The sequence below is a fragment of the Neisseria sp. 20925_1_37 genome (assembly GCF_041433255.1).
In the GTDB taxonomy this organism is placed as follows: domain Bacteria; phylum Pseudomonadota; class Gammaproteobacteria; order Burkholderiales; family Neisseriaceae; genus Neisseria; species Neisseria flavescens_D.
Map to the genome: position 1 here is coordinate 61,019 of NZ_JAPWBC010000001.1, position 13,442 is coordinate 74,460.

At 52.3% G+C, this 13,442-nt stretch carries 11 protein-coding genes; 3 read left to right on the forward strand and 8 right to left on the reverse strand.

All coding sequences use genetic code 11. From position 1 onward, the window contains the following. Positions 1–163: 163 nt before the first annotated feature. Positions 164–1,534 (forward strand): adenylosuccinate lyase, encoded by a 1,371-nt coding sequence (purB, locus tag O3661_RS00330; RefSeq protein ID WP_070826694.1) that lies wholly within the window; start codon positions 164–166, stop codon positions 1,532–1,534. A 130-nt stretch (positions 1,535–1,664) separates the two neighbouring features. On the opposite strand, the gene msrAB is transcribed toward purB, so the two are convergent. Beyond that, positions 1,665–3,233, reverse strand: a complete 1,569-nt coding sequence (msrAB, locus tag O3661_RS00335; RefSeq protein WP_371491894.1) for a bifunctional peptide-methionine (S)-S-oxide reductase MsrA/peptide-methionine (R)-S-oxide reductase MsrB — start codon at positions 3,231–3,233, stop codon at positions 1,665–1,667. 147 nt (positions 3,234–3,380) lie between these two features. Between msrAB and ftsY the strand changes: the two genes are divergently transcribed. Then, a complete protein-coding gene (ftsY, locus tag O3661_RS00340; protein WP_371491896.1) occupies positions 3,381–4,913 on the forward strand; it encodes a signal recognition particle-docking protein FtsY in 1,533 nt (510 codons plus the stop codon). Positions 4,914–5,069: 156 nt separating this feature from the next. Here the strand turns inward: ftsY and O3661_RS00345 are convergent, their stop codons facing one another. The 5 genes from O3661_RS00345 to O3661_RS00365 all read right to left on the reverse strand — a co-directional run bounded on the left by O3661_RS00345 (position 5,070) and on the right by O3661_RS00365 (position 9,915). Beyond that, complete coding sequence (locus O3661_RS00345; RefSeq protein WP_371491897.1) at positions 5,070–5,966, reverse strand: polyprenyl synthetase family protein; 897 nt, start codon at positions 5,964–5,966, stop codon at positions 5,070–5,072. Next, a complete protein-coding gene (locus O3661_RS00350; RefSeq protein WP_003681131.1) occupies positions 5,950–6,177 on the reverse strand; it encodes an exodeoxyribonuclease VII small subunit in 228 nt (75 codons plus the stop codon). The genes O3661_RS00345 and O3661_RS00350 overlap by 17 nt, the downstream gene beginning before the upstream one ends. 135 nt (positions 6,178–6,312) lie before the next feature. Further along, a complete protein-coding gene (locus O3661_RS00355) occupies positions 6,313–8,169 on the reverse strand; it encodes a ribonuclease catalytic domain-containing protein (protein ID WP_371491898.1) in 1,857 nt (618 codons plus the stop codon). A gap of 108 nt (positions 8,170–8,277) precedes the next feature. Next, complete coding sequence (locus O3661_RS00360) at positions 8,278–9,198, reverse strand: patatin-like phospholipase family protein (protein WP_371491899.1); 921 nt, start codon at positions 9,196–9,198, stop codon at positions 8,278–8,280. A 99-nt stretch (positions 9,199–9,297) separates the two neighbouring features. Further along, entirely contained in the window at positions 9,298–9,915 is a 618-nt protein-coding gene (locus O3661_RS00365) for a tellurite resistance TerB family protein (protein ID WP_371491901.1), read from the reverse strand. A 151-nt stretch (positions 9,916–10,066) separates the two neighbouring features. Between O3661_RS00365 and rsgA the strand changes: the two genes are divergently transcribed. Next, entirely contained in the window at positions 10,067–10,933 is an 867-nt protein-coding gene (gene rsgA, locus O3661_RS00370) for a ribosome small subunit-dependent GTPase A (RefSeq protein WP_371491903.1), read from the forward strand. Between the two features lie 108 nt (positions 10,934–11,041). On the opposite strand, the gene O3661_RS00375 is transcribed toward rsgA, so the two are convergent. Further along, positions 11,042–11,236: a hypothetical protein gene (locus O3661_RS00375; protein WP_049349216.1), complete on the reverse strand. Its 195-nt coding sequence runs from the start codon at positions 11,234–11,236 to the stop codon at positions 11,042–11,044. Positions 11,237–11,263: 27 nt separating this feature from the next. Further along, on the reverse strand, positions 11,264–13,321 hold the full coding sequence (gene metG / locus O3661_RS00380; protein WP_371491904.1) for a methionine--tRNA ligase: 2,058 nt from the start codon (positions 13,319–13,321) through the stop codon (positions 11,264–11,266). Positions 13,322–13,442: the final 121 nt, after the last annotated feature.

Sequence of the window (13,442 nt, forward strand, 5' to 3'; positions counted from 1 at the left end):
GGCATATATCGTAAATCGATTTTGCAAAGTTGAACCTCTGAAAAGCATTTTATGAAAAATACGCTGAAAAGGTCGTCTGAAACCTGTCTTTCAGACGGCCTTGGAGTGTAAAATCATGTATAATTGCAAACAATTTGGTTTTCATCCCATAGGAAGATCCGACATGATTAACCCTATCGCTGCACTTTCCCCATTAGATGGCCGCTACGCCAAATCCGTTGAAGCATTGCGTCCGATTTTCTCCGAATACGGCCTGATGCGTGCGCGTGTCAAAGTTGAATTAAACTGGCTCAAAGCCCTTGCCGCCGAGCCTAAGATTGTAGAAGTTCCTGCTTTCAGCGATTTTACGCTTGCCGAAATCGACAAAGTGATCGAAAACTTCTCACTTGAAGATGCCGCCGCCGTCAAAGCCATTGAGGCGACCACCAATCACGACGTCAAAGCCATCGAATATTGGCTTAAAGAACGCTTCTCCGGCGTGCCTGAAGTGGCTGCTGCCAGCGAGTTCATCCACTTTGCCTGCACCAGCGAAGACATCAACAACCTGTCCCACGCTTTAATGCTGCAAGAAGCGCGTGAGGCTGTTTTACTGCCGAAACTGGCCGAAATTATCGAAAAACTGACCGGCATGGCGCATGAGTTGGCTGCCGTCCCTATGATGAGCCGCACGCATGGCCAGCCTGCTACACCAAGCACACTGGGTAAAGAAATTGCCAATGTCGTGTACCGCCTGCAACGTCAGTTTAAAAACCTGCAAGCGCAAGAGTTCCTCGGCAAAATCAATGGCGCAGTCGGCAACTACAATGCCCATATGGTCGCCTATCCTGATGTGGATTGGGAAAACCATTGCCGCAACTTCGTTGAAATCAGCCTCGGCCTGACCTTCAACCCCTACACTATTCAAATCGAGCCGCACGACTATATGGCGGAATTTTTCCAAGCCATCAGCCGTGTCAACACGATTCTGATCGACTTCAACCGCGACGTTTGGGGCTATATTTCTTTGGGTTACTTCAAACAAAAAGTCAAAGCAGGCGAAGTCGGTTCTTCCACCATGCCGCACAAAGTCAATCCGATCGACTTTGAAAACTCCGAAGGCAACCTCGGTATGGCCAATGCCGTATTGGGCTTTTTGTCCGAAAAACTGCCGATTTCCCGTTGGCAGCGCGACCTGACCGACAGCACCGTATTGCGCAATATGGGCGTGGGCGTGGGCTATACCGTATTGGGCTTTGCCGCCCATCTGCGCGGTCTAAACAAGCTTGAGCCGAATCCTGCCGCCCTTGCTGCCGATTTGGACGCTACTTGGGAGCTGTTGGCCGAGCCGATTCAAACTGTAATGCGTCGTTACGGCGTGGCCAATCCTTACGAGAAGCTGAAAGACTTGACACGCGGTAAAGACGGCATTACGCCTGAAGTGTTGAAACTCTTTATCGAATCGTTGGAAATTCCGGCAGAAGCCAAAGCCAAATTGCTTGAGCTGACCCCTGCGTTGTATGTGGGTAAGGCCGAAGAGTTGGCAAAACGAATTTAAAAGGTTTTTGTAGGGTGCATTTTCTTAGTTATTGAGATTTTTTGATAGATAAGAAACCAACCCTCTATATCCGACAAATTAAAAAGGCCGTCTGAAAGAAATTTCAGACGGCCTTTTTCGATTCAAACCGTTATTTTACTTTGTCTTTCAATGCGCCGTAGCCGGCAGCGTCCATTTCTTCCAAAGGAATGAATTTCAAACTTGCGCCGTTGATGCAATAGCGCAGGCCGCCTTTGTCTTTCGGACCGTCGGGGAAAACGTGTCCTAAGTGTGAGTCGGCGGCATGGCTGCGCACTTCGGTGCGGCGCATGTTGTAGCTGAAATCATCGTGTTCGGTAACGGCAGAGGCATTAATCGGGTGGGTAAAGCTCGGCCAGCCGCAACCGGAATCGAATTTGTCGGCAGAGCTGAATAGGGGTTCGCCGCTGACGATGTCCACATAAATGCCGGGTTTGAACAAGTGGTCGTATTCGTGGCTGAAGGCGTATTCGGTCGCGCTGTTTTGGGTAACTTGGTATTGCTCTTCGGTCAGGAGGCGTTTGAGTTCGGCAGCACCTGGTTTTTTATACGTTGCCGCGTCAAAGCCTTTGCCTTGCGGGGCGGCTTTGGTTTTGCCCGGCAGCGGTTCGTCGGCTTTGCGGATGTCGATGTGGCAGTAGCCGTTGGGGTTTTTAATCAGGTAGTCCTGATGGTATTCCTCGGCGTCGTAGAAGTTTTTCAGCGGCTCGTTTTCGATGACGAGGGGAAGTTTGTATTTTTGCTGCTCGCGTTTGAGTGCGGCGGCGATGACGGCTTTTTCGGCGGGGTCGGTGTAGTACACGCCGCTGCGGTATTGCGTGCCGGTGTCGTTGCCTTGTTTGTTGAGGCTGGTCGGGTCAACGACGCGGAAATAGTATTGCAGGATGTCGTCTAGGCTGAGTTTGTCGGCATCGTAGGTAACTTTGACGGTTTCGGCATGGCCCGTATCGCGGTAGGAAACGTCTTCGTAGCTTGGGTTTTGCGTTTTGCCGTTGGCGTAGCCGGATACTGCGTCCACCACGCCGTCTATGCGTTGGAAATAGGCTTCCAAGCCCCAGAAGCAGCCGCCGGCAAGGTAGATGGTGCGCGTATTCATGATTGCTGAATCCTTTTTCTGTGTGTCGGGTTTGTAAAATGTGTTTTTCAGACGGCCTAAATCGGCATCGGGATCGCGGATTAACGCCAATGCCTGCGCTTCGTTGATACTGCCTTTGACGATGCGCTGCACGTCGCCGTCTTTGCTGATTAATGCCCATGAAGGGTAAACGCCGATATTCAAGCTTTGGGCGATGGTGCCGCCGTTGTCGGTAACGACGGGCAGCTTAGGATAGTTCAAACCGGCATACCATTTTTGAAAGTCGCCGTCTTTTTTCTCGTGCAGAAAACCGGGCGAGGCAACGGTAATCAGGTTGGCAGAACCGAATTTTGCATCTTGCGCCCATTTTTCGGTTTGTCCCAATTCGGACAAACACAAAGGACACCAACTTGCCCAAAATTTAATCAGGGTGGGTTTGTCTTTTTTCAGGAAAACACTGGCAGGGCGGTTGTCAGGGGTTTTCAACGAGGACAATGCCTGCGGTACGGTTGCGGCTTCGGTATCCATCATTTTGGATGAGCAGGCGCCAAGTGCAAGCAGGCAGCTGAACTTGGTGCAAAGTGAAAATAATGTGCGGGGATTCATCTTTATGTTTCCTGTATGGGGATGGTTTGTCTCGTTAGACGTTGGAAATGCCAAAACCTGACAACCTTGATTTTCAGACGACCTTGCCACGTAAAATACGCTACAATACTCCCTATTTCAAGTTTCTAAAATTAAAAGGAAAATTTAATGTTCAGCTTCTTCCGTCGCAAGAAAAAACAGGAAACTCCGGCTCCTGAGGAGGCTCAAGTTCAGGAAACCGCAGCAAAAATAGAATCTGAAGTTGCTCAAGTAGTTGAAAATATTAAAGAAGATGCCGAATCTTTAGCAGAAAGCGTCAAAGGGCATGTTGAATCAGTTGTCGAATCGGCTGTTGAAACTATCAGCGAAACCGTCGAGCAGGTTCGGGAAACTTTGACCGAAACGCCGTCTGAAACAGTTGAAAAAGTAGAAGAACACGTTGAAGCGGCAAAAGAAGCGGCTGTTGAAACCGCCAGCGAGACTGTTGAACAGGTAAAAGAAACCGTTGCCGAGATGCCGTCTGAAGCGGTCGAGGCTGCTGAAGAAGTGGCAGAACAGGCTGAGGCAGTCAAAGAAGAAGCTGTTGAAACCGTCAGCGAGGTTGTTGAGCAGGTAAAGGAAACCGTTGCCGAGATGCCGTCTGAAGCGGCCGAGGTTGCTGAAGAAGTAGCGGAACAGGCCGAAGCAGTCAAAGAAGAAGCTGTTGAGGCAGTTAGCGAAGCTGTCGAGCAAGTTCAAGAAGTTGTTGCAGAGGCTTCAGCCGAAGCCCCTGCTCCGGCAGAAGAACAAAAGCTCAGTTGGGCTGCGCGTTTGAAACAAGGCTTGACCAAATCACGCGACAAAATGGCAAAATCGTTGGCCGGCGTGTTCGGTGGCGGACAAATCGACGAGGATTTGTACGAAGAGCTGGAAACCGTGCTGATTACCAGCGATATGGGCATGGAAGCTACCGAATACTTGATGAAAGACGTGCGCGACCGTGTCAGCCTTAAAGGCCTCAAAGACGGCAACGAATTGCGCGGTGCGCTGAAAGATGCGCTGTACGATTTGATTAAGCCTCTGGAGAAGCCTTTGGTCTTACCGGAAACCAAGGAGCCTTTCGTGATTATGCTTGCCGGTATCAACGGCGCAGGTAAAACCACGTCTATCGGCAAACTGGCCAAATATTTCCAAGCGCAGGGCAAATCTGTGTTGCTGGCGGCAGGCGATACTTTCCGTGCCGCCGCGCGTGAGCAGCTTCAAGCTTGGGGCGAGCGCAACAATGTGACCGTGATTTCGCAAACCACAGGCGATTCCGCAGCCGTTTGTTTTGATGCCGTCCAAGCCGCGAAAGCGCGCGGTATCGATATCGTGCTGGCTGATACAGCCGGCCGTCTGCCGACGCAGCTTCATTTGATGGAAGAAATTAAAAAAGTGAAACGCGTGTTGCAAAAAGCCATGCCTGATGCGCCACATGAAATCATCGTTGTTTTGGATGCAAACATCGGTCAAAACGCCGTCAACCAAGTGAAAGCCTTTGACGAAGCGCTGGGTCTGACCGGCCTGATCGTCACCAAGCTAGACGGTACAGCCAAAGGCGGTATCCTTGCCGCCCTTGCCTCTGACCGCCCAGTTCCTGTCCGCTATATCGGCGTAGGCGAAGGCATCGACGATTTGCGTCCGTTTAATGCCAAAGCGTTCGTGGATGCCCTATTGGATTAAACAGACAGGCTGAGGCTTGTAAACGCAGTCTGCGGGGGATTTCTGAGCCGTATTTTGAAAGACTCCGTATTTGGTTGATACCAGCCAAACAGGCTGTTAAAAAGGCCGTCTGAAACCTAAAATCAGGTTTCAGACGGCCTTTATTTATTTGCAGGTTTAGTTTTTCCGTGAGGTAACAAACTCGGCCAGTTGGCGCAGACGCAAGGCTTTGTCGCCGAATGGCTCGATCAGTGCAACGGCTTCTGCAATCAGCGTTTCTGCGTAAGTACGCGCAGCGTGCAGGCCCATCAGTTTGACGTAGGTCGGTTTGTCGTTGTCCGAGTCTTTGCCGGCGGTTTTGCCCAAGGTGGCGGTATCGGCTTCGCAGTCCAATACATCGTCGATCACTTGGAAAGCCAGGCCCAATTTGGCGGCGTAGTGGTCTAAGGTTTGGATTTGCGCCGGTGTTAAGTCTGGGCAGGAAAGTGCGCCTAAAGCCACGGCCGCGCGGATGAGCGCTCCGGTTTTGAGGCTGTGCATCTGTTCCAATTCGGCCTGATTCATGGCTTTGCCGACATTAGCAAGGTCGATGGCTTGTCCGCCCGCCATACCGAGGCTGCCGGATGCCTGAGCCAGTGTGGACAACATGGCAAGCTGGCGTTCGGCAGGCAGGCCTGTCGGACGGCTCAATACATCAAAGGCTTGGGTTTGCAGCGCATCGCCGACCAAAAGGGCGGTTGCTTCATCGTATTGCACATGGCAGGTTGGTTTACCGCGCCGCAGGCTGTCATTGTCCATCGCCGGCATATCGTCGTGAACCAGCGAATAGACGTGTACCATTTCAATAGCCGCCATCGCCTGCTCGACGGCATTTTGGTTTGCTTCGCCCAATTCGGACGCGGCAAGCACCAAGAGCGGGCGCAGCCGTTTGCCGCCGCCGAGGGTAACGTAACGCATGGCTTCGTGCAGCGCGTGCGGCACTTGGCTTTCAGACGGCAAGAAATGCGCCAGCAGCAATTCGGTTTGCGCTTGGGCTTTTTGCTGCCATGTTTTGAGTTCATTCGCCGGGTTCAAGGTTCAACTCCTTCAGTTCGCCGGCATCCAAGACTTGCAGTTTCTGCTCGACTTCCGCCAATTTGGTTTGGCAGTATCTGACCAATTCGTTGCCTTCCTGATAGGCGGCCAGGGCGTCTTCCAGCGGCATTTCGCTGCTTTGCATGGCCTGGGTCAGGGTTTCGAGGCGGGATAAGGCTTCTTCAAAGGATTGGGGGGCGTTTTTTTTCATGGTTTGAAATGATGGGCAGAAAAGGGGAATTGTAGCATTTTTAGATGATGAAGGCCGTCTGAACAGGGATGAAAACGAAATCAAAGATTTCTGTTTCTGCGTTCAGACGGCTTTTTTTCAAACGAAATAACGTTATCAGCCCGGTAAAACGGCTTTTTGATAGTTGAGCGCGATAAACTGCTTCTCGGCATCCAATTCAGTGATTTTGAACAATGCCTGCGATTTGGGCAGCGCGTCAAACGGAATACCGGTCGCGCGCGTTACCAGCGGCAGGCCTTCAATGCGGACGAGGTCCTCTTTGAGGATGGTGGCCGTCAGCTCGCTCGTGCCTTGCTGTTGCAGGTACACGAGGCTCCAGTAGGCTTCCATTTGGTGTTGGAAGTCGGCGTAGGCTGTATAGGCGGCATCAAAGTCGCGCAGCGCGGCGAAAAGCTCGGCATCGCTGTTTTGATACAGCGGCTCGGCAGTATCGTCTATCAGGCTGATCAGCTGCTTTTGGTTGATGTAGTCGGCGGCGCGGCGCAGCGGCGAGGTAAACCAGCCGTAATGCTGCACGCCCATGCCGATGTGCGGCTCGGATTTGGTGCTCATGCGCACTTTGCCTGCCGGTTGGACGCGGAAAAGGCCGGGCAGCTCGTTTTCGTCCAGCATTTGCGCCCAAGTGCTGTTGGCAAGAATCATCATCTCGCTGACCAGCGTATCAATGGGCGAACCGCGTTCGCGGCGGACGACGGATACGTTGCCTTCCTCATCCAATTCGATGCTGTAATCGTATTGCGGCGCACGGTCGGGCTCGTATTTGCCGCGCGCTTTTTGCAGGGCGATGGCGAATTGATAGAACCAAATCAGGTCTTGATGGTGGGCGAACATCATTTCGCCTGCTTCGTCCAAGCCGGTTTCGGCGTTGAAATGCGGCTCGATGGTTTGAATGCGCAGGTTTTCGGCGATGTTGACCGCTTCGATTTTGCAGGTCGGCGCGCAGACGTTGAACTCGCTGTCCACATCGAAATAAATGCTGATGGAAGGGCGGTATGCGCCTGCATCAAGGCTGAACGCGGCAATCCAGTTTTCGGGCAACATGGTGATTTTGCCGCCGGGGAAATAAACCGTGCTCAAGCGTTCCATGATGTTTTTTTCCATTTTGTCGCCTGGTTTAATGGCAAGCGACGGCGCAGCGATGTGGATACCGACGCGTTTCATGCCATTGCCCAAGTCGGTCAGGCTCAAGGCGTCATCGACTTCGGTGGTCGATTCGTCGTCAATGGAAAAGGCGGTAACATCGGCCTTGGGCAGGTCGGGCATTTCGGGAAGCGGAAGGTCGGGGAAACCTGTTCCTTTGGGGAAATATTTGATTTCAAACCCGTCTTGCAGGTATTGGGGAATGGACGTAATGCCGCCCGTTTTTTTCGCCAGTTCGTAGGCGGAGGTTTTCAGCGCATCGGCGGCTTTGGTAAAGGCTTTGTAGGTCAGCGACTGCTTGTCGGGCGCGTGCAGGATGGTTTTCAGATCTGCTGCGATTTCAGACGGCATCTCGCCGCGTTTCAAGGCTTCCGCCCAAGCGTCGATTTGTGCGTCTTGCTGTTTTTTGCGTTCGATGGCGGCAAGCGCTTGTTTTAAGGTTTCTTCCGGCGCGGCTTTGAACACGCCTTTGGCTTTTTTGTAGAAATACATTGGCGCGGCGTAAAGCGCAATCAAAGTCGCCGCCAGCTCGGTTTTGGTCGGCGCATGGCCGTAATATTCTTCGGCGATGGCTTCGGCGGAAAATTCTTCTTCGCCGCATACTTCCCACAATAAATCGGTGTCGATGTCCGCCGCCTGTGCCTGCGCGTTTTCCAAAAACGCCGCCATGTCGCCGTCAAACTCGGCAAAGACATTGTTCGCCTTCACTTTGGTGCGTTTGCCGTGTTGGGTATCGACTTGGTAGGTGGCGTCGTTTTTTTGGACGATGGAGGCAACTTTGAATTGGCCGGACTCTTCGTAAAAGATATTCATTTTTTTAGGATTTTATGATTTGTAGGAAACGCGTGATTTTAGCAGATTTGCACAAGAAAGGCCGTCTGAAAAACATACTTTCAGACGGCCTGTTCAAACGGCGGATAATTAATACTGATATGCCGCCAGTTTGCGTTTGATTTCAGGCAGGGCGGCGCGTGCGGCCTGTTCGCCCAGTTGGATGGCGCGTTGTTTTTGGTCGAAACCGCCAACCGAACCTAGCTCCAAAACCTGCGGTTTGATGATCACATTGGCTTGTCCCAATTCTTGGTGCAAGGCGGTTTGGCTCATCACGTTGAAGGTTTGGTCAAGATAGGAGAACATGCCTTGGCTGACATTTTTGGCCGGACGGGCGGAAATATCGACGGCAATGATGAAGTTTGCACCCATTTTTTTCGCCGCGCTGACCGGTACGGGCTGCGACAGGCCGCCGTCTACATATTTGCGGCTGCCGATAACGACAGGTTGAAACACGTTCGGAATCGAAGCAGAAGCGCGGACGGCTTGTCCGGCATTGCCTACGTTGAACACCACCGGTTTGCCGCTTTCAAAATCGGTCGCAACGGCGGCAAATTTGATGGGGAACTGCTGCATCGGTCGGTTGCCAACTTTGCGGTTGATGTAGTTTTGCAGTTTTTCACCTTTGATGAAGCCACTGGTGGACAAGGTCAAATCCACCAAATCGGTTTTACCCAAAATTTCCGCTTCCAATTCGAGGCGGTCGGGCGACATTCCCGAAGCGTACATACTGCCGACAATCGAGCCGGCGGATGTGCCGGTAACGATTTTTACCGGAATATTGTTTTCTTTCAAAACCTTAATAATCCCGATATGGGCAAAGCCTTTGGATGCGCCGCCGCCCAAAGCCAGCGCAACCGTGGCTTTCGGTTTGGGTGCAGGACGCGAAACCGTATTTTGACCCTGCGTAGAAGGTTTGGATTGCGGCGCGTTGCCGCTCGGACAGGCAGCCAATACCAAGACGGACGAAGCGGCTAAAAACGTTTTGAATGTGGAAAAAAGTTTGTTCATGTTCAGACAGCCTTTAATATGTCGAAAGAGTTATTTTACTCCGAAATGAAGTCGAAAGGCCGTCTGAAATCAGGTTTCAGACGGCCTTTTAAATCAAGCTTAAGCCAATTCGAGCTGTTTTTCCAAGCTTTCGACCAGTTGGTCGTCCAAATTCAAAGCTTGGGACAAACGGCTCAGAAACACGATTTCCTTGCGTGACAAGTCCGCGCAGACCAATCTGGCCGCCAGATAAGTTTCAGCTGCCAAAGCCTCGTCGCTGCCGACAGAAGCGGCAATTTGCTCGATAGAGGCCGGTTGCGCATATTCAGCCTGCAGCCATGCTGCCATTTCCGCATCGTTGCCGCTTTCACGCTCAATGGCCGCGCGTTCCGCATCGTCAATCAGGCCGTCTGAAGCCGCCGCCGCAATCATCGTTTGCAAAATCACACGGCTGTGGTTTTCACCAATCAGACCGGCAGGTTGGAACGCACTTTGCGGCAATTCGTCCTGCTGGCGGTTTTGTTTCCAGTTTTGATAGCCTTTATAAGCCAGAAAACCCAAAGCAGCGACCGAGCCAGCCTTTACCAGCTTCTTCGTATTTTTCTTTTTCAACAGCATCGATGCCAAAGCACCCGTCAGCGCACCGCCGCCGAAAGAATTGAGCGGGCTGTCCGCCACCGCTTTGCCGCCTTTTTGAGCCGCACCCAAAACCTGATTGAGCAACTGACTGAAATCCATAAAAAAATCTCCTGAAAACAAATACATTGCAAATATAGGGCAGAAACACCAAAAAACCAAGCCAAAGAAAGTTAAAAGGTGCAAACAAGTTTTCAGACGGCCATAGCCGACTTTCGGTACAATCACACCATTCCAAACAATAAACCCCATCATGACCGATACCGCCCAAATCATTACCAGCTATGGCCGCCGCTATATCGTCCGCACCCCCGACGGCCAAACATATGACGCCACCACCCGCAAAAAACGCGTCGATTTCGCCTGCGGCGACCAAGTCCACATCAGCCCCATCAACGGCGAACAAGTCGTGATTGAAGACTATCTCCCGCGCGAAAGCCTGCTCTACCGCCAAGACGCGTGGAAAACCAAACTGATTGCCGCCAACGTTACCCAACTCCTCATCGTAACCGCCGCCAGCCCCTCACCTAGCGAAGCCCTGTTGCAACGCGCCCTCCTCGCGGCAGAAGCGGCCGGCATCGACGCCGTTATCGTCCTCAACAAAGCCGACCTCCCCGAAACCGCCCAATGGCGTGAGAAACTCAAATTCTACGAAACCCTCGGCTATTCTGTGGTCGAAACCAACGCATTGGAAAACGCCGACATCCTGCGCCCCATTTTAGAAGGGCAAACCAACATCCTGCTCGGACAAAGCGGCATGGGCAAGTCCACCCTGACCAACGCCCTACTCGGCAACCAAGCCGCCCGAACCGGCGACATTTCCACCGCGCTCGACTCCGGCAAACACACCACCACCCATGCCCAACTGTACGATTTAAACGCAGAAACCCGACTCATCGATTCCCCCGGCCTGCAAGAATTCGGCCTGCACCATCTCCAAGCCGCCGATTTACTGCAATACTTCCCCGACCTGCGCCATCTTATCGGCCAGTGCCGTTTCCACAACTGCACCCACCGCGCCGAACCCGGCTGCGCCGTCAAAGCCGCTGCCGAATCAGGTGAAGCCAAACCCGAGCGCATCGAATTTCTGCAACGCGTTACCGATGAATTGTTGAGATAAAGTTTTAACGGAAATAAGTGTTTGGATAAATAAAAAGGCCGTCTGAAAAATTCAGACGGCCTTTTGTTGAAGCATAACCAAATTTACCTTTCAACCGGTATCGCTACCTTAGCGGGAAAGAGAAGGTGCTTTTCGCGGCGGATTGATCATGAGAAGCACGGCTTCTTCAATTTGTTTGTCCTCCCGATCATGGAGCTCTACCGGAAATTTCAGACGCAACACTGTAACAATAGCGCCAACCGATAAGCCTGCATCATGAAGCAACTCAATTTCTTTAAGTACCGGTGCGGAAAGGTTTAACATGGTTTCTCCTTATGGTTTGGATAAGCCTTAGCCCACTTTATCCCCGGGCTGTGCGCCTGCGTCAACGTCGAGGAGCTTCAGTTTGCCCTCGGCTGTGGCGGCGGAGAGGATCATGCCTTCGGATACGCCGAATTTTGCCATTTTGCGCGGGGCGAAGTTGGCGACGGCGATGACCATGCGGCCGTTCAATTCAGCAGGATTTGGGTAAGACGCGGCGATGCCGGAGAAGATGATGCGTTTTTCAAAACCGAAATCGAGGTCGAATTTCAGGAGTTTGGTGCTGCCTTCGACGGCTTCGCAGTTCAATACTTTGGCGACGCGCATATCGATTTTCATGAAGTCGTCGAAGCTGGCCTGTTCGGCGACTTTTTCGTATTTGCTCTCTTCGGTGGCAGGCGCGGCTGCTGCGGCGATGCTTTGTTTGTTGGCTTCGATTAAATCGTCCACTTGTTTTTGCTCCACTCGTTGCATTAAATGTTCGTATTTGTTGATGGCATGTTCGCCCAAGGTTTCGCATGTATTTGCCCAAGTGATGGCTTCCAAATTCAGGAATTTGGCGGCGTTTTCGGCCACTTTCGGCAATACGGGGGCGAGGTAGGCGGTCAACATGGTAAAGGCGTTGATGAGCTCGCTGCATACTTCGTGCAGGCGTGCGTCTTGGCCTTCTTGTTTGGCGAGTTCCCAAGGTTTGTTGGCATCAACGTATTCGTTGACAATGTCCGCCAATGCCATGATGTCGCGCAGGGCGCGGGCGTATTCGCGGCTTTCGTAGCATTCGGCAATGGCTTCGCTTTGCGCAGTCAGTTTTGCCAGCAATTCGCTGTCGGCAACATCTTTCAGACGGCCTTCAAAGCGTTTGGCGATGAAACCTGACGCGCGGGCGGCGATGTTGACGTATTTGCCGACGAGGTCGCTGTTGACGCGCGAAATAAAGTCTTGCAGGTTCAAATCGATGTCTTCGATTTTGCTGTTGAGTTTTGCGGCGATGTAGTAGCGCATCCACTCAGGGTTCAGGCCTTGTTCCAAATAGGATTTGGCGGTGATAAACGTGCCGCGCGATTTGGACATTTTTTGTCCGTCTACGGTCAAAAAGCCGTGTGCGTACACGCCGGTCGGGGCGCGGTGGCCGGAGAAATGCAGCATGGCAGGCCAAAACAGGGCGTGGAAATAGAGGATGTCTTTGCCGATGAAGTGGTACATCTCGGTTTGGCTGTCGGCTTTGAAGTATTCGTCGAAATCGATGCCGATGCGGTCGCACAGGTTTTTAAACGACGCCATGTAACCGACGGGTGCGTCCAGCCAGACGTAGAAGTATTTGCCCGGCGCGTCGGGGATTTCAAAACCGAAATACGGTGCATCGCGGGAAATATCCCAATCGGACAGGGTGGTTTCTTCGCCTTCGCCCAACCATTCTTTCATTTTGTTGAGGGCTTCGGGTTGCAGATGGGGCTTGCCGTCGTGCGGGTTGTTGCCGGAAGTCCATGCTTTGAGGAAGTCGGCGCATTCGCCCAGTTTGAAGAAGAAGTGTTCGGATTCGCGCAATTCGGGTTTGGCACCGGAAACGGCGGAATACGGGTTGATCAGTTCGGTCGGGGAATAGGTCGTGCCGCAGACTTCGCAGTTGTCGCCGTATTGGTCTTGGGCGTGGCATTTCGGGCATTCGCCTTTGACGAAGCGGTCAGGCAGGAACATTTGTTTTTCAGGGTCGAAAAGCTGCTCGATGACACGGCTTTCGATTTTGCCGTTGGCTTTCAGCGCGCGGTAAATGTCTTGGGAAAACTGTTTGTTTTCAGGGGAATGGGTGCTGTAATAATTGTCGTAGCCGATGAAAAAACCGGTAAAGTCGGCGAGATGCTCTTCGCGCACTTTGGCAATCATGTCTTCGGGCGCGATGCCTTGTTTTTGCGCGGCAAGCATCACGGGCGTGCCGTGGGTGTCGTCGGCGCAGCAGTAGTAGCATTCGTGGCCGCGCAGTTTTTGGAAGCGTACCCAAACGTCGGTTTGGATGTGTTCGACCATGTGGCCGAGGTGGATGCTGCCGTTGGCATACGGCAGCGCGGAAGTGACAAGGATTTTGCGTGTCATGGTTTGTGCTTTGAAAAACAATGGATAAAGATGTCGAGAATTATACCGCAAAACAATACGCAAAGGCCGTCTGAAACCCGATTGCCGGTGTTTCAGACGGCCTTTTGAGACTTAGCAGAAA